This window comes from Mesorhizobium hawassense (genome assembly GCF_003289945.1).
GTDB classification, from domain to species: Bacteria; Pseudomonadota; Alphaproteobacteria; order Rhizobiales; family Rhizobiaceae; genus Mesorhizobium; species Mesorhizobium hawassense.
This window is the reverse complement of record NZ_QMBP01000002.1, coordinates 485656-502792: the sequence shown is the minus strand read 5'-3', so window position 1 is coordinate 502792 and position 17137 is coordinate 485656. Positions and strand designations below refer to the sequence as shown.

At 63.5% G+C, this 17137-nt stretch carries 25 protein-coding genes; 7 read left to right on the top strand and 18 right to left on the bottom strand.

Going from position 1 to position 17137, the window contains the following annotated elements:
- Positions 1-62: 62 nt before the first annotated feature.
- From rpoN to ptsN, 3 genes are all read left to right on the top strand, one after another.
- Positions 63-1592 (top strand): RNA polymerase factor sigma-54, encoded by a 1530-nt coding sequence (rpoN, locus tag DPM33_RS06680; protein ID WP_112096589.1) that lies wholly within the window; start codon positions 63-65, stop codon positions 1590-1592.
- Between the two features lie 276 nt (positions 1593-1868).
- Complete coding sequence (hpf, locus tag DPM33_RS06675) at positions 1869-2450, top strand: ribosome hibernation-promoting factor, HPF/YfiA family (RefSeq protein ID WP_112096588.1); 582 nt, start codon at positions 1869-1871, stop codon at positions 2448-2450.
- 62 nt (positions 2451-2512) lie between these two features.
- On the top strand, positions 2513-2977 hold the full coding sequence (gene ptsN, locus DPM33_RS06670; protein ID WP_042641064.1) for a PTS IIA-like nitrogen regulatory protein PtsN: 465 nt from the start codon (positions 2513-2515) through the stop codon (positions 2975-2977).
- A 76-nt stretch (positions 2978-3053) separates the two neighbouring features.
- Here ptsN and DPM33_RS06665 read toward each other — a convergent pair whose 3' ends face one another.
- The gene (locus DPM33_RS06665) at positions 3054-3311 is read right to left on the bottom strand and encodes a BQ00720 family protein (protein ID WP_112096587.1); all 258 of its coding nucleotides are present in this window, start codon (positions 3309-3311) and stop codon (positions 3054-3056) included.
- 63 nt (positions 3312-3374) lie between these two features.
- Positions 3375-3800: an Hsp20 family protein gene (locus DPM33_RS06660; protein WP_112096586.1), complete on the bottom strand. Its 426-nt coding sequence runs from the start codon at positions 3798-3800 to the stop codon at positions 3375-3377.
- 232 nt (positions 3801-4032) lie between these two features.
- Between DPM33_RS06660 and DPM33_RS06655 the strand changes: the two genes are divergently transcribed.
- Positions 4033-4977: a nucleoside hydrolase gene (locus tag DPM33_RS06655; protein ID WP_112096585.1), complete on the top strand. Its 945-nt coding sequence runs from the start codon at positions 4033-4035 to the stop codon at positions 4975-4977.
- 31 nt (positions 4978-5008) lie between these two features.
- Here the strand turns inward: DPM33_RS06655 and DPM33_RS06650 are convergent, their stop codons facing one another.
- The 10 genes from DPM33_RS06650 to DPM33_RS06605 form a co-directional block, all read right to left on the bottom strand.
- Entirely contained in the window at positions 5009-5410 is a 402-nt protein-coding gene (locus DPM33_RS06650; protein WP_167448973.1) for a hypothetical protein, read from the bottom strand.
- Complete coding sequence (locus DPM33_RS06645) at positions 5407-5715, bottom strand: hypothetical protein (protein WP_112096584.1); 309 nt, start codon at positions 5713-5715, stop codon at positions 5407-5409. Before DPM33_RS06645 ends, DPM33_RS06650 begins: the two co-directional genes overlap by 4 nt.
- Positions 5716-5816: 101 nt before the next feature.
- Positions 5817-6431, bottom strand: coding sequence for a LysE family translocator (locus DPM33_RS06640; RefSeq protein WP_112096583.1), 615 nt, complete (start codon positions 6429-6431; stop codon positions 5817-5819).
- A gap of 110 nt (positions 6432-6541) precedes the next feature.
- The gene (locus DPM33_RS06635; protein ID WP_112096582.1) at positions 6542-7993 is read right to left on the bottom strand and encodes an amidase; all 1452 of its coding nucleotides are present in this window, start codon (positions 7991-7993) and stop codon (positions 6542-6544) included.
- A gap of 3 nt (positions 7994-7996) precedes the next feature.
- Positions 7997-8902 (bottom strand): ribokinase, encoded by a 906-nt coding sequence (locus tag DPM33_RS06630; protein WP_112096581.1) that lies wholly within the window; start codon positions 8900-8902, stop codon positions 7997-7999.
- A gap of 152 nt (positions 8903-9054) precedes the next feature.
- On the bottom strand, positions 9055-9537 hold the full coding sequence (locus DPM33_RS06625; RefSeq protein ID WP_167448972.1) for a hypothetical protein: 483 nt from the start codon (positions 9535-9537) through the stop codon (positions 9055-9057).
- Complete coding sequence (locus tag DPM33_RS06620) at positions 9512-10072, bottom strand: hypothetical protein (protein ID WP_112096579.1); 561 nt, start codon at positions 10070-10072, stop codon at positions 9512-9514. Before DPM33_RS06620 ends, DPM33_RS06625 begins: the two co-directional genes overlap by 26 nt.
- Positions 10039-10431, bottom strand: a complete 393-nt coding sequence (locus DPM33_RS06615) for a PDZ domain-containing protein (RefSeq protein WP_112096578.1) — start codon at positions 10429-10431, stop codon at positions 10039-10041. Before DPM33_RS06615 ends, DPM33_RS06620 begins: the two co-directional genes overlap by 34 nt.
- Positions 10432-10454: 23 nt before the next feature.
- On the bottom strand, positions 10455-10925 hold the full coding sequence (locus tag DPM33_RS06610) for a hypothetical protein (RefSeq protein ID WP_112096577.1): 471 nt from the start codon (positions 10923-10925) through the stop codon (positions 10455-10457).
- Positions 10926-11162: 237 nt separating this feature from the next.
- Entirely contained in the window at positions 11163-12065 is a 903-nt protein-coding gene (locus DPM33_RS06605) for a methylated-DNA--[protein]-cysteine S-methyltransferase (protein ID WP_167448971.1), read from the bottom strand.
- Positions 12066-12180: 115 nt separating this feature from the next.
- Here DPM33_RS06605 and DPM33_RS06600 point away from each other — a divergent pair, with 115 nt between their 5' ends.
- Positions 12181-12996, top strand: coding sequence for a class I SAM-dependent methyltransferase (locus DPM33_RS06600; RefSeq protein WP_112096576.1), 816 nt, complete (start codon positions 12181-12183; stop codon positions 12994-12996).
- Between the two features lie 18 nt (positions 12997-13014).
- On the opposite strand, the gene DPM33_RS06595 is transcribed toward DPM33_RS06600, so the two are convergent.
- Positions 13015-13509: a DUF2244 domain-containing protein gene (locus tag DPM33_RS06595; RefSeq protein WP_112096575.1), complete on the bottom strand. Its 495-nt coding sequence runs from the start codon at positions 13507-13509 to the stop codon at positions 13015-13017.
- Between the two features lie 23 nt (positions 13510-13532).
- Between DPM33_RS06595 and nth the strand changes: the two genes are divergently transcribed.
- On the top strand, positions 13533-14339 hold the full coding sequence (gene nth, locus DPM33_RS06590) for an endonuclease III (RefSeq protein ID WP_112096574.1): 807 nt from the start codon (positions 13533-13535) through the stop codon (positions 14337-14339).
- 11 nt (positions 14340-14350) lie between these two features.
- On the opposite strand, the gene DPM33_RS06585 is transcribed toward nth, so the two are convergent.
- Complete coding sequence (locus DPM33_RS06585; protein ID WP_112096573.1) at positions 14351-14806, bottom strand: DUF2214 family protein; 456 nt, start codon at positions 14804-14806, stop codon at positions 14351-14353.
- Positions 14807-15004: 198 nt separating this feature from the next.
- On the opposite strand from DPM33_RS06585, the gene DPM33_RS06580 reads away from it, so the two are divergent.
- Complete coding sequence (locus DPM33_RS06580) at positions 15005-15559, top strand: GNAT family N-acetyltransferase (RefSeq protein ID WP_112096572.1); 555 nt, start codon at positions 15005-15007, stop codon at positions 15557-15559.
- Here the strand turns inward: DPM33_RS06580 and DPM33_RS06575 are convergent.
- The 4 genes from DPM33_RS06575 to DPM33_RS06560 form a co-directional block, all read right to left on the bottom strand.
- Positions 15556-15957, bottom strand: a complete 402-nt coding sequence (locus DPM33_RS06575) for a DUF1801 domain-containing protein (protein WP_112096571.1) — start codon at positions 15955-15957, stop codon at positions 15556-15558. The genes DPM33_RS06580 and DPM33_RS06575 overlap by 4 nt on opposite strands.
- 74 nt (positions 15958-16031) lie before the next feature.
- Positions 16032-16472: a DUF1801 domain-containing protein gene (locus DPM33_RS06570; protein ID WP_112096570.1), complete on the bottom strand. Its 441-nt coding sequence runs from the start codon at positions 16470-16472 to the stop codon at positions 16032-16034.
- Positions 16472-16705 carry a hypothetical protein gene (locus DPM33_RS06565; RefSeq protein WP_112096569.1) on the bottom strand — a complete coding sequence of 78 codons (234 nt, stop codon included), beginning with the start codon at positions 16703-16705 and terminating at the stop codon, positions 16472-16474. Before DPM33_RS06565 ends, DPM33_RS06570 begins: the two co-directional genes overlap by 1 nt.
- A gap of 32 nt (positions 16706-16737) precedes the next feature.
- Positions 16738-17130, bottom strand: coding sequence for a VOC family protein (locus tag DPM33_RS06560; RefSeq protein ID WP_112096756.1), 393 nt, complete (start codon positions 17128-17130; stop codon positions 16738-16740).
- Between the last annotated feature and the right edge of the window lie 7 nt (positions 17131-17137).

Here is a 17137-nt window from a genome sequence, read left to right as displayed (position 1 = left end):
CTGGCCGGGAAAATCTGCTTCGGCAAGGGTCCGATGCGTAGACGAGGCGTTTGAATCACACCATGGCGCTGGCAGCCAAACTGCAGCTCAGACAATCCCAGTCGCTGGTGATGACGCCGCAACTGATGCAGTCGATCCGGCTGCTGCAGCTCACCCATGTCGAACTCGAACGCTTCATCGACGAGGAGATCGAACGTAACCCGCTGTTGGAGCGGGCAGAACCGCAGGACGATGCCACCGGCGATCAATCCCAGAAGGGCGAGACCGCCCCGGAAAAGGATGCCGATGGCGACTGGTTCGAGGGCGAGACCGAGTGGAGCGCGGAAGCGATCTCGCAAAAGCTCGATTCTTCCCTGGAGAACCTGTTTCCCGACGATCCCGGCACCAGTGAGAGGCTGGGCCCGGATCTCACGGCGCAGTGGAAGTCGGCCGCTGGCGGCGGCGCGGGCACGGCATCATCGGAAGGGTTCGATGTCGGCGACATGGCCGCGGCGGTCGTCACGCTGCGCGAACATGTCGGCGAGCAGATCGCGCTTGCTTCGCTCAGTCCGGGCGAGCGCCTGATCGCGGGAGAGCTCGCCGACGGGCTCGACGAAGCCGGTTATCTGCGCACCGACCTCGATGAGATCGCGGCCCGGCTCGGTACGGACGGCGTGGCGGTATCGCGCGTGCTTGGCGTCTGCCAGACCTTCGAGCCGGCCGGACTTTTCGCGCGCGACCTTGCCGAATGCCTGTCGCTGCAACTGGCGGCCCGCGACCGGCTCGATCCGGCGATGAAGGCGCTGGTCGCCAATCTCGAGCTTCTAGCGCGGCGGGATTTCCAGACGCTGAAACGCATCTGCGGCGTCGACGAGGAGGATATTCTAGACATGCTGGCCGAGATCCGCGCGCTCGATCCGCGGCCAGGCCTGGCGTTTTCGGGCGGCGCCAGCGATGCGATCATCGCCGATGTCGAGGTCCGCTCCGCCAATGACGGCAGCTGGGCGGTGGAGCTCAACGCCGACACGCTGCCGCGCGTGCTGGTGGACAATGTCTATTTCGCCCGCGTTTCGAGCCACGCCAAGGATCAGGCGGAAAAGGACTTTCTCGCCGAATGCCTGCAGAACGCCAACTGGCTGACGCGCAGCCTCGACCAGCGGGCCAAGACCATCCTCAAGGTGGCGTCCGAGATCGTGCGGCAGCAGGACGCCTTCCTCGTCCACGGCGTGCGCCATCTGAAGCCGCTCAACCTGCGCACGGTGGCCGATGCCATCGGCATGCATGAATCGACGGTCAGCCGTGTCACCGCCAACAAATATATGCTGACGCCGCGCGGCGTCTTCGAGCTGCGTTATTTCTTCACCGCGTCGATCGCCTCGGCGGAAGGCGGCGAAGCGCATTCGTCCGAGGCCGTGCGCGACCGCATCAAGCAGATGATCGACGAGGAAAAGCCCGCCGACGTGCTCTCCGACGACGCCATCGTCGACATGCTCAAGCAAAGCGGCGTCGATATCGCGCGCCGCACCGTCGCGAAATATCGCGAAGGCATGAACATTCCATCATCGGTGCAGCGGCGGCGGGAAAAAAGGGCGCTGGCTAACGCTGGGCGTTGAAAGCCCGCCGGATGGCTGATTTTCCACAATTCTCAAGCTTCATTGACAAGCCGCAATGAAGTGTCTAGAAGCCCGCCCGCATGAGCAGGGCGGTAATGCCAGCTTGCGAATGGGTCCGTCAGACAAGGCCATGGACGGCCGAGAAGGCGACTTGTGATCAACCGAAAAGTTCGGGTCTAAAATCGGCGCGCATGCCGCTGCGAAGCTTGTGCGCGCGCACCACGGGTATAAACTCGGGAACAGTTTGAAGCCTGGGCAAGGAAGGTCAGTTTTCAGATGAATCTACGCATTTCGGGAAAACACATGGACATTGGCGATGCGTTTCGCACGCGCATCAACGACCGTGTCGGCGAAGCGATCGAGAAATATTTCGATCGGGGTTTTTCAGGACATGTCACGGTCATCAAATCGGGGTCGCGTTTCTCCGCCGACTGCATGATCCGGCTCGATTCCGGCGCTTCCTTGCAGGCGACCGGCGATGCCCAGGACCCGACGCTCGCCTTCGAGGCGGCGGCCGATCGCCTGGAAACGCGGCTGCGGCGCTACAAGCGCCGGCTGAAGTCGCGCAATACCGGCAATGGCGAGGAGCCGACCGACATCGCCTACACCGTGATGGCGCCTCTCACCGACGATGAGGAAGACATTCCGGAGGATTTCGCTCCGGCCATCGTCGCCGAATCAAGCATGACGCTGCGGACCATGTCGGTGGCGTCGGCTGTCATCGAGCTCGACAACAGCGACAGCCCGGTCTTCCTGTTCCGCAATGCCGGGAACGACCATCTCAACATCGTCTACCGCCGGCCGGATGGCAACATCGGCTGGATCGATCCGTCGACGACCAAAGTCGCGCAGGGATAAGAAGCCGGCCGCGCGAGGGGGCGACGACTGGCGCGGCAAGGCGAGCAAGGGATTTTTCAAGCATGGATCTCAGTGATCTCATCAGCGTTCCGGCGATCATGCCGGCGTTGAAGGCGAATTCCAAAAAGCAGCTTCTGCAATTGCTGTCGGAGAGGGCCGCGGCGATTTCGGGGATTCCGGAGCGGGAGGTGTTCGACACCATCCTGCAGCGCGAACGGCTGGGCTCGACCGGCGTCGGCAACGGCATCGCCATTCCGCACGGCAAGCTCGCCGGCGTGAAGCGGATCGCGGGCGTCTTCGCCCGGCTGGAAACGCCGGTCGATTTCGAGGCGCTGGACGACCAGCCGGTGGACCTTGTGTTTTTGCTGCTGGCGCCCGAAGGCGCGGGTGCCGACCATCTCAAGGCGCTGTCGCGCATCGCGCGCGTGCTGCGCGATGCCGATACGGTCGCCAAGATCAGGGGCACGCGCGATGCGGTGGCGATCCACGCTCTCCTGTCGGACACGCAGGCCTCGCACGCGGCCTGAAGTTTCCTGTCTTTTGGATTGAATCCTTCGGGGGCCGCCGCGAGCGGCCCTTTCATTTCGAAGGCCTGAAGTCGCGTTAGTGGATCGCGACTGTGGTCAGGTCGTTCTCCAGCGCACCCGCCAGCGCCCGGTCACGGGCATCGGAAAGCAGGATCGGCTGGCCGTTGGCGGCAAACAGCGCCCACAGCTCCATGCCAGGAGCGATTTCCTCGAGGCCGGGGAAGCGGCCGCGCAGGTCGTCGCTCGACACTTTCCTGAGATAAGCGACCGAACCTTCGCCGAGATGGGCGAGTTCGCCGCTGGTCATGGTGTTCACTTCGTCAGTTCTGGTCATTACAAGCCTCCTTGGCGCGAGGACGCCAGGATTGGCCGCCTCGCAAAGAGCCATCGGCGAAGATCAGTCTTTCACCGATATGTTTATTTTCCGTACAAGCCGCTCGGCCTCCGGCCGGTCGAGATCGATAGACAGCAGCCCGTTCTTCAGTTCCGCCGCGATCACCCGCATGCCGTCCGCCAGCACGAAACAGCGCTGGAACTGGCGCGCGGCGATGCCGCGGTGGAGGAATTCGCGCTCGGTGTCGTCGGTCTGACGGCCGCGCACGATGAGCTGGTTTTCCTCCGTGGTGACATCGAGGTCGCTTTCGGCGAAACCCGCCACGGCGAGCGTGATGCGCAGCCTCTCGGCGTTGCCGTCGGCAGCGTTCAGGCGCTCGATGTTGTAGGGAGGGTAGCTGTCGCCCGACTTCGCCAGACGCTCAAGCGTCTTTTCCATGGCATCGAAACCCAGAAGAAGCGGGCTGGAGAAGGGCGTCATTCGACTCATTGTTACACTGTCCTCTGAAGAGCGACACAAACTGGAAAAACCCGGATGGCATTTTTCCCGATGGTCTTGATATGGTCCGCCGCGCGATCAAGTTCAAGCCACTGAAATCAGGATGACGTTTCGTTGAACCGCCACCCTGTTTCAGCTCTTAGTTGGAGCATGATCTTGTCCGAAAACCGGTTCGGGATCATGCCCTAGACCCCGCCCAAAAAGACTCCCAAAAGGAATTGAAATGCCCCAGTCCAGAAAGATCATCATCGACACGGATCCCGGCCAGGACGACGCCGTCGCCATATTGCTGGCGCTCGGCAGTTCGGAGCTCGAGATCCTCGGTATCACCGCGGTTGCAGGCAACGTGCCGCTGAAGCTGACCCAGAACAATGCCCGCAAGATCTGCGAGTTGGCCGGCAGGCCCGACGTCAAGGTCTATGCCGGCGCCATCCGCCCGCTGGCGCGCCAACTCGTCACCGCCGAGGAAGTGCATGGCAAGACTGGGCTGAACGGCCCGCAACTGCCTGAGCCGACCATGCCGTTGCAGAAACAATATGCCGTCGATTTCATCGTCGAGACGCTGATGCGCGAGGAAAGCGGCACGATCACGCTCTGCCCGCTCGGCCCGCTCACCAACATCGCGCTGGCGCTGATCCGCGAGCCGAGGATCGCGCCGCGCATCAAGGAAATCGTCTTGATGGGCGGCGGCTTTTTCGAAGGCGGCAACGTCACGCCGGCCGCCGAATTCAACATCTATGTCGACCCGCAGGCGGCCGATCTGGTGTTCAAATCGGGCATTCCGATCGTGATGATGCCGCTCGACGTCACCCACAAGGCGCTGACCACCTCAACGCGCATCCAGGCTTTCCGCCAGCTCGGCACCAAGGTCGGCACCGCGACCGCCGAGATGCTGGAATTCTTCGAGCGCTACGACGAGGAAAAATATGGCACCGATGGCGGGCCGCTGCACGATCCGTGCGTGATCACCTATCTGCTCAAGCCTGAGCTGTTCAAGGGACGCCGCTGCAATGTCAGCGTCGAGACTGCGTCGGAGCTCACCATGGGCATGACGGTGATCGACTGGTGGGGCGTCACCAAGCGCGAGAAGAACGCCATGGTGATGCGCGACATCGACCATGATGGCTTCTTCGCGCTGCTGGTGGAGCGGCTCGGGCGGCTCAACTGAACGTCAAAGCAAACCAACCGAGCGTGCGTCGTCACCCATCGAGCAATCGATAGGTGTCGGCGCCGCTCTTATGGTGCTGGCGTTCAAGAGGGAGCACCGAGCCCACGGGATGCGGTGTTCCAACATCGTCATCGATGAATATCAGCGCTTTGTCGTCGTCGAGACGGACATCGTAGCTGTAGTAAAGCGCGCGGCCGGCACTGCCGTTCGGATTGATCGGCACTCTGATGGATTCGACCACGCCCGTCACGCGCTCCGTCGCAACAACTGGATTGGCTTCCATCCGCGCGACGTAGCCAACGGCGACCAATGCAAAAACGCCTAAGCACGCGGCACGAATAATTGTGTCACGGTACACTTCCGTGAACAGAAGCAGGCGATGCAGAAGCGAAATCCGTGTATGCCCCATTGAACGATCCTCGCCGCCGCTCATTCTGGAAATCGGTAGAAGACGGAGCCGTCGTTGCGGGTGACGCGCTCGATTGCCACGTGCGAGCCTAGCAAATACGGGCGATCGTCCTGGACGAACACCATCGAATCGTTTTCGAGCAGCAGCGCATATGTCTTGATACCGTCCCAAGCGAGACTTTTGACCGTAGCGTCAACCGGGTCGACCGACCGGATCGGGATGGTGTTGCTGGGGCGCCCACATACATAAATCGCAGCGAACATGGCGATGATGAAGATCACGCCAGGGACGTCTCTCTTCACATTCGCATAAGTCCACGACACCAGCATGAATCCCCTGCTCGCGAGTCATGTGGAGACGGAAAGGCTGACTTTCAATCCGCCTTTCCGCTTGCGGAAAAGTACTTTGTGGTCTGGGCTTTCGGCTGCTGTTACTTCGCCTTGGAGAACGCCAGCCAGAGGCCGCCGCCGACGAGAAAACTGCCGCTGATCCTCGACATCAGCCTGACGCGGCTGGCCGACAGCAGGCGGCCGGCACGGCCGGCGGCAAGCGCGTAGGTCGAGTCCGACATGGCGGCGAAGATCATCGCGGTCAGGCCCATCACCACGATCTGCAGCGTATAATTGCCCTGCGGCGCGATGAACTGCGGGAAGAAGGCGCCAAAGAAGACAAGCGTCTTCGGATTGCTTATCGCCACCAGGAAGCCCTGCAGGAAGAAGCCGCCGCGCGGTTTGCGGGCCGATCCGTCGGGGTTGAGTGTGCCTTTGGCGCGGAACATCTGCACGCCCATCCAGATCAGATAGGCGGCGCCGATCAGGCGTACCCATTCAAACCAGTGGCCCATGCCGGCGATCAGCGTGTTGAGGCCGATGCCGACGATGGCGATCATGATGGCGAGACCCGCCTGCGTGCCGGCGACATTGGCAAGCCCGGCGCGCGAGCCGTGGCGGATGCTGTTGGCGATGATCAGCGTGACCGTCGGACCGGGCACCAGGATGATGACGATGCAGGCGACGACATAGGTTGCGTAGAGTTCCAGCGACATGGTCTTCCTCGAACGGGATAGAGGTGATGCGGCGGTGGCCGCGGATCAATGCACGGCGCCGCTGTCGGCGCAAGCCGTCCCGCGTTGCCGACAAAGATCGCTCAACCGGCTCAGGCCGCGCCCGTGGGCCAGGGCAGCGTCGCCTCATAAGCGGCGCCGGCTTTGAGCACGCCCAAATCGCCGCGCGGGCGGCCGATCAACTGCATACCCATCGGCCGGCCTTTGTCGTCGAAGCCGGCCGGCACGTTGAGCGACGGGCAACCGCCGAGCGTGGCGAAGGCCGAGACCTGCATCCAGCGGTGATAGCTGTCCATGGTCCGCCCCGCGACCTCACGCGGCCAGGGGGTCGAGACGTCGAAGGGAAAGACCTGCGCGCTGGGCAGCGCGATCAGGTCGAAGCGCTCGAACAGCGCAAGCAGTGTCTTGTGCCAGGAGGTGCGGCGGACGGCTGCGGCATGGATCTGCGGCGCGGACAGGCGCATCGCCTGCTCCACTTCCCACACAGCCTCGGGCTTCAAGAGCTTGCGTTTTACCGGATCGTCGTAATGCGCCTTCAGCCCGCAGCCGCTGCTTGACTGGCGCAAGGTGACAAAAGCCTGCCACAGCGCCTCGAAGTCGACATCCGGCACCAAGGCTTCGCTATGGAACGATGCGTCGGCGAAGCGGGCAAGCGCTGCCTCGCACAGGTCGAGCACGCCCGGTTCCGTCGGCAGATGGCCGCCGAGGTCGCCCAGCCAGGCGACGCGGCCGCCGGATGCCTTCGCGCCCAAACCGTCGAGGAATGAGCCTTCCTTGGCATGCGACAGCGGCGCCTGCGGGTGATAGCCGGCCTGTTCGTCGAGCAGCAGCGCGATGTCGCGAATATTTCGGCCCATCGGCCCTTCGACGCCCATCTGGGCGTGAAAGACATCGAAGTCCGGGCCGGCGGGCACAAGGCCTTGCGAGGGGCGGAATCCATAGACGTTGTTGTAGGCGGCCGGATTGCGCAGCGAGCCGCCAAAGTCGCTGCCGTCGGCAACCGGCACCATGTCTAGCGCCAGCGCCACCGCCGCGCCGCCGCTGGAGCCGCCGGCGGTGAGCGCCGGGTCGAAGGCGTTGAGGGTTGGTCCGAAGACCGGATTGTAGGTGTTGGAGCCCAGGCCGAATTCCGGAACATTGGTCTTGCCGATGATGATGGCGCCGGCCTTGCGGATGCGCTCGACGAAGAAATCGTCCATGTCGGGGACGAAATCAGCGAAGATCGGCGAGCCGAAGGTGGTTCTGAGCCCCTTGGTCAGGGCGAGGTCCTTGATCGCGATGGGCAGGCCGAACAGCGATCCGGTCTCGCCGCACCGCGCCAGATCGGCATCGGCGCTCTCGGCCTCGGCCAGGATATCGGCGCGCTCGCGCAGCGAAACGATGGCGTTGACCAGCGGGTTCACCGCTTCGATGCGGTCGAGGAAGGCGCCGACCACTTCGCACACCGACAATTGTCGCTGCTTGATCCTGCCGGCGAGCTCGACGGCGGAAAGGTGGCAGATATCGCCGGCCGGCGGCACGGCATGTTTGGTGACGGGGCGCATGGCTTAGTGCATGCCCGCCAAGGCCGCGTCGACATCCTTGCCCAGCGGGATTGCCGGCTGCGCGCCGGGCTTCAGGCAGGCGAGCGAGCCGGCCGCGGCGGCGCGGGTGAGCGCATCCTGAAGCGACAGGCCGGACGACAGGCCGGCGCCGAAATAGCCGCAAAAAGTGTCGCCTGCGCCGACGGTGTCGACCGGGGTGATCTTCAGCGCTGGAATGGTGAGGAAATCGTCCGGCGTGGCGGCGAGCACGCCCTCGCCACCCAGCGTGACGACGATGGCGCGGCCGGTCTTTTGGGCATAGTCCCGCATGCGGGCAGGGCGGTCGCGCCCGGAAAGCGCAAGCGCCTCGCCATAGAGGTCGAACTCGGTTTCGTTGGCGACGGCATAGTCTGCCTTGCCGACGAAGCCGGCGGCTTCAGCGCGGAAGGGGGCGGTGTTCAGCACGCTGACGGCGCCTGTCGCGCGCGCCGCGTCCAGCGTGGCTTCGACCGTCTGCAGCGGGATCTCGTGCTGCAGAAGCACGACATCACCCTTTTTGAGGTAAGCCTTGGCGACATCGCCCGGCACCACAGAATCATTGGCGCCCGGCACCACGGCGATGACGTTTTCGCCGTCGGCGCCGACCAGGATCAAGGCGGTGCCGGTGGAGGCGAAGCTCTGGCCGACCCCGGAAAGATCGACATTGCCGGTCTTGAGCAAAGCGAGCGCCTCGGCGGCAAAACTATCCTTGCCGACCGCGCCCACCATGCGCACCTGTGCGCCGGCGCGCGCCGCGGCCAGCGCCTGGTTGGCGCCCTTGCCACCGGGCGCGGTGGCGAAGCTGGAGCCACGGACCGTCTCACCGGGTTCCGGCAAGCGGTCGACATTGGCGATGAGGTCGAGGTTGATCGAGCCGACGACGATGATCAAGAAGCGCCTCCTGCCGGAGCGGTCCAACCTTCGATTGAGGGCCGACCAACTCCAAGTCTTTGCTTTTACGCAATTGATTGCGCCGGAAGCTAGCCGGAAAGACCGACGGTTGCCAGATCATGCCGGTTGCGGGCGCCTTGAGCCCACAGGCATCATTCGCAGCGCACCGTCACCGTGCCCTGATAATTGCCTGCCGGGAAGATACCGGGCGATTTGGTGGCGGTAAGGTCGACCTGGATGGTGTGGGTGCCGTTGATCACCCGCTGCGGCGAGCTGCCTGGTACGTCCACCCCCGAGCCGTCGAGACGAAAGACGGTGGCGAAAGTGACGTCGGTGTCGCCGCCGCTCGGCGCCGAAGTGAAGGCGATCGGCGCCGGCGCGGAGACGGAGTAGCAGTCCAACAGGTTGAGGATCGTGCACAGAAGCGAGCTTGCGGTGATGGTGGCGCCGGCGCTCGACCCGCCCGCCTGCTTGGAGCCGAGAATGTTGATGGAGGGGTTCGATTTCATCGTCCCCGAGGCGCCGATCATGATCGTGCAGGTGCCGATGATCGCCGTCTGCGCCGGGTGACAGAAGCAGGCGAGCGCTGCCATTGCCAACAGCGTGCGGCTATTTGCGTTTCTTTTTCTTCTCATTGCCGGTCGTGCCTCTGATGCTCCAGCCTTCATTGGCCCATCCTGCCGACGTCACCGGGCGAGCCGCGGGAGCCGCTGAAGCTGCTGCAGCCGTGGCAGCGGTGCTCGTCGTGCTCCCCGTCGTCTGGCCGTCGGTGCCAAGGCCCATTTTGAGCAGCTTCAATTCCAGCTGCAGGCGCTCGACCTCCAGCTCGTAGAGGCGGCTGCAATCGACACGTTTCGGCGTCCGCCCGATCGGGATCACCACCCGGCCATAGGTAGCGATGTCGCTGTTGGCCTGGCTGGTGCTGTTGTTGCCCCGGATGATGCCGAGGTCGAGATAGGCGCCGCTGCCGGAAACGGCTGACCGGCAGGTCGTGCCGTCGCTGGCATGCACTTCGTCCTGGCCCTGAGGCAAGGTCACGCCGGGCAGGCTGAAACCGGTCTGGTTCTGATTCAGGTTCAGGATATCCTCGGCGAGCCCCTGACTTACGACAGCCAGGACGGGCAGCAAGGACAGGGTCAGAACCTGCGATGCCCGAAGAACTTTCCGCATATCTGTGCCCTTATCTGGGTCTGCTCGCTTGGAAAGGGGATACTCTCGGTACAGATACGCACTTTACGCTCGTTCGCGCCGTCGAACGGGACGACCACCAGGACAGGGCGCGACGCCTGGCCGGCCAGAAGGAAAGCGCTCGGTGTGATCCTGGCGGCGACCGGTTGGAAATCCTGGTCGTAGACATGAACCTCGACGCGTATGCGCTGGTTGTACGGATTGCCCGGAAAAACGCGGACGGCGAAGGCATCGGTGAAGGATCGCACCTCGCCTCGCATCGGCGTCATCGACTGGCTGGTCGCTGCGACAGGAGACAGCGCGGCGGTCAGGCCCGCCGCCAGAATTGCAATCGTTCTCAAGGACCGCTCCTTTCGCGAGATGGCTATTCGCAGCGCAGCGTCACCGTTGCCTGGTAGTTGCCGGCGGAGAAGCGGTTCGTGCCGCCCTTGGTGCCGGCAAGATTGACCGCGACCGTCGATGTGCCCGGCGCCGTCAGCGCGGTCGCTGTGCCGGTTTCGGCGATCGTCTGTGCGCCGGAGGTGGCAAAGGTCGGGGTCCATGTCGTGGCCGTGGTGTCCGAGGCCGGCACGGTCGTCGTGGTCACCGGATCGACACTGAGCGAAACGCCGCCGGTGGTATCGACCTGAGCGCTGCCGGCCGAGCCGCCGGCATTGTGCGAGCTCAGCGACTGAAGATTGCTGCTTACGGTCATCGTGCCGTTGGAATTTATGGTGATCGTGCAGGTCGCGGTGATCGTGCCGTTGAACAGCACATTTCCGGTGGCGGCCGATGCCGTCTGGCCGGCCCAGGCGGCCAGCAGGCTCGCAGCCATGGCGGCGCGAAGGAACTTCATTGGACCCCTCTTTCGAGCCGGATGGTGCGGCTCAATCTTGGGGTCATCTTCCCTTTATCGTGGTTAATTTAGCGTTAAGTGAACTAGTTTCGGAAAGCAACTTCAAAGAAAACCGGCGATAACCACAGGTTGTCGCCGGTTGCATTTTGCGGATAAAACAGTTTATTTATTTGGGTTGTACCGATTTGTACTATGATACACGGTTTTTCGCAATAGGGTGCAAAAAAATCGATTGTTTCAGGACACCTGCCCGGCCTCCCAGCCAAGGATGGCGCGCTTGCGCGTCAGGCCCCAGTGGTAGCCGGTGAGCGCGCCGGACTTGCCGAGAGCGCGATGGCATGGCACCACGAAGGACATCGGGTTGGCGCCCACCGCCGCGCCCACGGCCCGGCTGGCGCTCGGCGCGCCGATGCTTGCCGCGATCGAGGAGTAGGTGCAGGCCCTGCCCATCGGGATGCGCAGCAACGCTTCCCAGACGCGCAGCTGGAAATCGGTGCCGATCATCACCACGCGCAGCGGCTGGTCGGCGCGCCATTGCGTCGGGTCGAAGACTCGCGCGGCATAAGGCTGCGTGGCGGACATGTCCTCGACGTAAGTCGCGTTCGGCCAGCGGCCGGACATATCGGCGAAAGCAGCCCGCTCGCCGCCGGCATCACAGAAGGCGAGACCGGCGAGGCCCCGGTCGGTGACCATGATCAGCGCGATGCCGAAAGGCGAGATATGATAGCCGTAGCGGATGGTGAGACCCGCGCCCCTGGTCTTGTAGTCGCCGGGCGACATCGCCTCGTGAGTGACGAAGAGGTCGTGCAGCCGGCCGGGCCCGGACATGCCGAGCTCGAACGAGGTCTCCAAGAGCGGCATGCCGGAATCGAGCAGCCTGCGCGCATGGTCGAGCGTCACCGCCTGCAGGAAGGCCTTCGGCGACAATCCCGCCCAGCGGGTGAAGAGTTTCTGCAGGCCGGTCGGCGTCTCGCCGACTTCCTCGGCCAAAACCTCGAGCGAGGGCTGGTCGCGGTAGTCGAGGCTGATCTTCTCGATGGCGCGGCGCACGACGTCATAGTCGCTGCCTTCCGGCGTGATGTCGTTCTGCAGGATCGCGGTCGGTTTCATCCGCGTATTCATGGTCATCTGAGCGTTCATGGCAATATCTCCTTGGTCCCGAATATCGGTCTTCCCAAGTTTTGCCTCCACCCGAAACTTGCCTTCCTGCCGCCGGTACCCAGATAGAGCTGGCTTCGAGGCGAAAAGGACAATCATGGCCGGCGAGAAGGTCGATCTGACCGGGGCGAAGGAAACCTTGCTGATGACGCTTTACGGCAAGGCGCTGGAAAGCCGGCTGCCGCATTCGCTGCTCCAGGATCGCTTCGCCGACGAGGCGGTGAAGAAGATCGATTACGATTTCTCCAGGCTCAAGGTCGACGGCAATCTCGGTATCGGCTTCGCCATTCGGGCAAGGACGCTGGACGCCCAGGTCGAGGACTTCCTCGCCAGAAATCCGGATGCGATCGTGCTGCATCTCGGATGCGGGTTGGACACACGCATTTTCCGGGTCGATCCGCCGCCGGGCGTGGACTGGTTCGATGTCGACTATGCTGATGTCATCGAACTCAGGCGCAGGCTCTATCCGTCGCGCCAGCGTTATCATCTGGTCGGCTCGTCTGTGACCGCATCGGGATGGCTGGCGGACGTGCCGCGCAACCGCTCCGCGATGGTGGTGGCCGAAGGGCTGACGCCTTACCTTCCGGCCGATGAAGGGCCGCAATTGTTCGCGCGGCTGGTCGCGCATCTCGCCGGCGGCGAGTTGATGTTCGACGCGTACAGCAATTTCGGGCTGAAGCTGATGCGGCTCAGCCCGGCCATCAAGGCGACGGGCGCCGAAGTCCACTGGGCCATCGAGGATCCGCGCGACCTGGAACGCGCGGTGCCGAAGCTTCGCTTCATCGGCGAGATCCCGTCCTACAAGCCGGTGCGAGGGACACGCCTCGGCTGGTCCGCGCGATTGTTCGTTGGCCTCTGGAAGCTCATCCCGGCGATGCGCAAGGTCGGCAGGCTGCTGCGGTACCGGTTCTGAGGCGCCTGCTTTGCCTGCTCAGCGCGTCTTGGCGGTGGCCAGTGCGCGCGAAAAGGCGGTGGCAAAACTTTCGCGGTCGTCGGGGTTAAGAAAGCCGCCGATCGCCACGCTCTTGCCCTGCGCTTCGACGGCCATTTTGGTGATGCCGATCTCGCTGTGGCGGGCGATCGAGAACTTGGTCCAGAACGGATTAAAGCGATGCGCTTCCGAACGGCCGGACGGTGCTGTCTTGCGGATGTCGAGGCTGGTGCGCGAGACCGAGATTTCCTCGCGGGCGCGCGCGGCCCGGTAATTGGCGCGGAAGGCGATGTAGACGGCGATCACGTCGAGGCCGAAGAAGCCGAACACCGGCCAGGCGCCATGCGCCAGGAAAAAGGCGCCGGTGACGATCCAGCCGAAGACAAGCGCGCCCATCAGGATCAGGAAGCCGGTGCGGCCCAGCGAGCGGTGCGGCGTCAGCAGGGCCTGGAAAAATGGCTCGTCGGCTTCGAATGAGGCGTTTGTGTCGCTCATGAGGGGATACTATAGGAAGGGACATGGCGCCTCCCAAGTCGAAAAAATCCATAGCTGTCAAAAAGCCTCGACCGCTCGTCTCGGACGGCAGCAGCCTCGGTGCGAGGCGGCCGCGAAAAGCCGCTTCCCGCTCGCTCTACACGCCCGCCGAGGTGCATGAGATATTCCGGCGCTTTTCCGTGCAGCGGCAGGAGCCGAAGGGCGAGCTGGACTACGTCAATGCCTTCACCCTGCTGGTCGCGGTGGTGCTGTCGGCGCAGGCGACCGACGCCGGCGTCAACAAGGCGACCAAGGCGCTGTTCGCGGCGGCCGACACGCCGGCCAAGATGCTGGCGCTTGGCGAGGCCAAGGTTGGCGACCATGTCCGCACCATCGGTCTGTGGCGGAACAAGGCGAAGAACGTGATCGCGCTGTCGAAGGCGCTGATCGACGACTATGCGGGCCAGGTGCCGCAGGACCGCGACCAGCTGGTGAAGCTGCCCGGCGTCGGGCGCAAGACCGCCAATGTCGTGCTCAACGTCGCCTTCGGCCAGCACACCATGGCGGTCGACACGCATATTTTCCGCATCGGCAACCGGATCGGGCTGGCGCCCGGCAAGACGCCCGAGCAGGTCGAGCAGGGGCTGCTCAAGGTCATCCCGGCCGAATTCATGCGCCATGCGCATCATTGGCTGATCCTGCATGGCCGCTATGTCTGCAAGGCGCGCAAGCCCGATTGCCCGGCCTGCGTCATCGCCGACATCTGCAAGTCGAAGGAAAAGACCACCGACATACCGGCGCCGCTGGTGCCGATCGCGCCATTGGATGAGAGGTTTCCGGTCGAGGCTTAGAGCGGCTTTGTCTAGTCCCCGTAGCCGCGCGCCATCGCCGCGGCAAAAACCGGGATGAGCAGGAATATGAAGCCCTCGGCCCGGACGTAATTCTTCACCGAAGCGAGTTCCGCCGCGGGCACCACGAAGGAGGGATTGCCGCTCGCCTGCCTGTTCCAGCAGATGAAGCGCATGGTCGGGACGATCGACAGCAGGCCGACGATGACGAAGGCAATCATCTTCGCCCAGAAGACCCAATTGTAGACGTAGAATTCCCAGCCTTTCAGGCCGTAGAAGACGCGCCCCATACCGACGATGACGATCAGCGTGGCGATGATGCCGTAATGGCGGTCGATGCCGGCAAGGTGCTTGAGCGTGGCCGCCCCCAGATCGCCGCGCACCAGCACGAATTCGGCGCCGATGATGCCGGCCAGCGAGAACACCAGGAGGTGATGGGCGATCGCCAGCAGAAGGTCGGTGGTGTCCATGCTTTCTCCTCCGGTCGACTGGCCGTGCCCGGTTCGCAACCTAGCATCGTCGGGTGAAAAGCCCATAGCCGCGCTCGCCGCGGTTGGCGCCATCTGCTGACAGTCCGTTGTCCGCGCTGGGAGATGCATCGTGCCGTTCTGGCCCTTGCTCAAACGCGTCGGTTTGCTAAGCGCTGCCGCCTCAATTGAGGAAATGCCATGAGCATCGAAAAGGAAGCCGGCGTGCCGATCCTGGAAACGACGCGCACCATTTTGCGACCGCACCGGCTGGGCGATTTCGACACCTATGCCGCCATGTGGGCGGAGCCCGCCGTGACCCGTTTCATCGGTGGCAAGCCGCGCACGCGCGAGGAAAGCTGGATGCGCTTCCTGCGCCATGCCGGCCTGTGGTCGTTGATCGGCTACGGATTCTGGGCGATCGAGGACAAGGCGACGGGGCGCTTCATCGGCGAGGTCGGCTTCCATGACCTGAAGCGCGACATCGAGCCTTCGCTCGAAGGCATTCCGGAAGCCGGCTGGGCGCTGGCTTCGGAGGCGCACGGCCGGGGGCTCGCCAGCGAAGTCGTCGGGCGGATCGTCGCCTGGAGCGACCAGGCGTTCGGGCAGGCGAGAACCGTCTGCATCATCGATCCGGAAAACGGCGCTTCGCTCAAGGTGGCCGAGAAGAACGGCTATCGAGAAATCCTGCGCACCACCTATCACGACAACCCGACGATCCTGTTGGAACGGCAGGCGGGAGGGGTGACTGCCTAGAGCCGTTTGGCCTTGGATTTGTTGAGGGCCACGGCTTCGCGAACGAGCGCCTTCAGTGCGGCGTCGTCGATCTCGTCGCCTTCTTTGAAATCGATGGCGCGCCTAGTGTTGCCTTCGAGGCTGGAGTTGAAGAGCTTCTTCGGATCGGGGAGCGCCGCGCCCTTGGCGAAGGTCAGCTTGACGATGGCCTTGTAGGTCTCGCCGGTGCAGATCATGCCGGCGTCCTCCCAGACCGGGACGCCGCGCCATTTCCATGTCTCGATGGCTTCCGGCGCGGCTTGGCGGATAAGGGCGCGGAGCCGGGCAAGTGTGTCGCCTCGCCAGTCGCCCAGTTCCTTGATCCGTCCGTCGATCAGCTCGGACGGAGACTTACCGTTCTGTGCGCTGCTTTCCTGCATATGCCATTCTCCTTGGGAATAAGAGATTGCCACCGTGGCCCTTTCAGGGAGACGGCGCTTGATCATCGGTGCGCTTACATCCGTTCGCCGGGCAGTTGGCTTGCCTGTTTCACCCAGGAGACGAATTGCTCCTCGTCGAGCCGGCCGTCCTCATGGATGTGGACATAGCGCGTGTCCTTGCTCTTGGACTCGACGGGAGGCACTGGCTTCAGCGACAGCCCACGGAAGAATGCCACCTTGATGTATTTGGCGAAGCAATGGATGCCGAGGAACCAGCCTTCGCCTTCCGTGCCGTAGAATGGCGAGTTCCATTTGACGGCCTTCCGCACATCGGGAACGGCCCGCACGATGAGCCGGTCGAGACGGCGCCCGACCTCGCTCTTCCAGCCGGGCATCGCCGCGATATAGGCTTGGACGGGGGCGTCGCTATAGCCTTTGGCGATCCGCGGGTTGCCGCCTGAAAGCAGGACGGGCTCCGCTTTCAAAGGCGCCTGCGTCGATTTCGCCTTCGCCATCAGGCCGATCCCGCCTGTTCCTGCGCCACACGGCCGCGCGATCTTGCCGTGTAGGGCAACACGAACATGTACAGCCCGCTGAACAACAGCAGGAAGAGCGGCGGGAGCGGCGAATAGACGATCCACGCAGGCGGCTGGCCGAAGGCCATGGTGACGAAGTTGGCGATGACGGTCAGCGTGAAGATCATCGACAGCCAACGGTGTGCCTGACGTATCCATTTGCTCAAGTTCATTCTAGCCTCCCTTGTAAGACGAGATCGATGGGTCACCAGCGCGCCAGCTGCGAAAGCTGAATGAGGTTGCCGCAGGTGTCGTTGAGCTGCGCGATGGTCGCGCCCGTCACCGCGGTCGGCGCCATGGCGAAATTGCCGCCATTGGCCTTGATGCGCTCATGATCGGCCTTGATGTCGTCGGTGAACAGCATCAGCGCCGGCTGGCCCTGCTTGAAGATGGCCTGCTGATAGGTTTTTGCGGCCGGATTGTCGTTGAGCGCCAGCTGCAGTTCGGTGCCGTCGGGGTCGTCGGGCGTGGTAACGGTCAGCCAGCGGAACGGTCCGTTGGTGAAGTCGGCCTTCTTGGTGAAGCCCAGAACGTCGGTGTAGAAACCGAGAGCCTTCTCCTGGTCGTCGACATAGATGCTGGTCAGCTTGATCTTCATTTCGGTG

Bases quoted from the DNA above. Each gene is read 5' to 3' on its own strand.
- DPM33_RS06640 (WP_112096583.1), bottom strand. From the start codon at position 6,431: ATGTCGCTGGAACTCTACGCAACCTATGTCGTCGCCTGCATCGTCATC.
- DPM33_RS06635 (WP_112096582.1), bottom strand. From the start codon at position 7,993: ATGCGCCCCGTCACCAAACATGCCGTGCCGCCGGCCGGCGATATCTGC.
- DPM33_RS06595 (WP_112096575.1), bottom strand. From the start codon at position 13,509: ATGAGCGACACAAACGCCTCATTCGAAGCCGACGAGCCATTTTTCCAG.
- DPM33_RS06645 (WP_112096584.1), bottom strand. From the start codon at position 5,715: ATGCTGGTGTCGTGGACTTATGCGAATGTGAAGAGAGACGTCCCTGGC.
- DPM33_RS06605 (WP_167448971.1), bottom strand. From the start codon at position 12,065: ATGAACGCTCAGATGACCATGAATACGCGGATGAAACCGACCGCGATC.
- DPM33_RS06650 (WP_167448973.1), bottom strand. From the start codon at position 5,410: ATGAGCGGCGGCGAGGATCGTTCAATGGGGCATACACGGATTTCGCTT.
- DPM33_RS06575 (WP_112096571.1), bottom strand. From the start codon at position 15,957: ATGCAGGAAAGCAGCGCACAGAACGGTAAGTCTCCGTCCGAGCTGATC.
- DPM33_RS06660 (WP_112096586.1), bottom strand. From the start codon at position 3,800: ATGAGTCGAATGACGCCCTTCTCCAGCCCGCTTCTTCTGGGTTTCGAT.
- DPM33_RS06620 (WP_112096579.1), bottom strand. From the start codon at position 10,072: ATGCGGAAAGTTCTTCGGGCATCGCAGGTTCTGACCCTGTCCTTGCTG.
- DPM33_RS06580 (WP_112096572.1), top strand. From the start codon at position 15,005: ATGAGCATCGAAAAGGAAGCCGGCGTGCCGATCCTGGAAACGACGCGC.
- ptsN (WP_042641064.1), top strand. From the start codon at position 2,513: ATGGATCTCAGTGATCTCATCAGCGTTCCGGCGATCATGCCGGCGTTG.
- rpoN (WP_112096589.1), top strand. From the start codon at position 63: ATGGCGCTGGCAGCCAAACTGCAGCTCAGACAATCCCAGTCGCTGGTG.
- DPM33_RS06655 (WP_112096585.1), top strand. From the start codon at position 4,033: ATGCCCCAGTCCAGAAAGATCATCATCGACACGGATCCCGGCCAGGAC.
- DPM33_RS06560 (WP_112096756.1), bottom strand. From the start codon at position 17,130: ATGAAGATCAAGCTGACCAGCATCTATGTCGACGACCAGGAGAAGGCT.
- DPM33_RS06570 (WP_112096570.1), bottom strand. From the start codon at position 16,472: ATGGCGAAGGCGAAATCGACGCAGGCGCCTTTGAAAGCGGAGCCCGTC.
- hpf (WP_112096588.1), top strand. From the start codon at position 1,869: ATGAATCTACGCATTTCGGGAAAACACATGGACATTGGCGATGCGTTT.
- DPM33_RS06665 (WP_112096587.1), bottom strand. From the start codon at position 3,311: ATGACCAGAACTGACGAAGTGAACACCATGACCAGCGGCGAACTCGCC.
- DPM33_RS06565 (WP_112096569.1), bottom strand. From the start codon at position 16,705: ATGAACTTGAGCAAATGGATACGTCAGGCACACCGTTGGCTGTCGATG.
- DPM33_RS06600 (WP_112096576.1), top strand. From the start codon at position 12,181: ATGGCCGGCGAGAAGGTCGATCTGACCGGGGCGAAGGAAACCTTGCTG.
- DPM33_RS06585 (WP_112096573.1), bottom strand. From the start codon at position 14,806: ATGGACACCACCGACCTTCTGCTGGCGATCGCCCATCACCTCCTGGTG.
- DPM33_RS06625 (WP_167448972.1), bottom strand. From the start codon at position 9,537: ATGAGAAGAAAAAGAAACGCAAATAGCCGCACGCTGTTGGCAATGGCA.
- nth (WP_112096574.1), top strand. From the start codon at position 13,533: ATGGCGCCTCCCAAGTCGAAAAAATCCATAGCTGTCAAAAAGCCTCGA.
- DPM33_RS06610 (WP_112096577.1), bottom strand. From the start codon at position 10,925: ATGAAGTTCCTTCGCGCCGCCATGGCTGCGAGCCTGCTGGCCGCCTGG.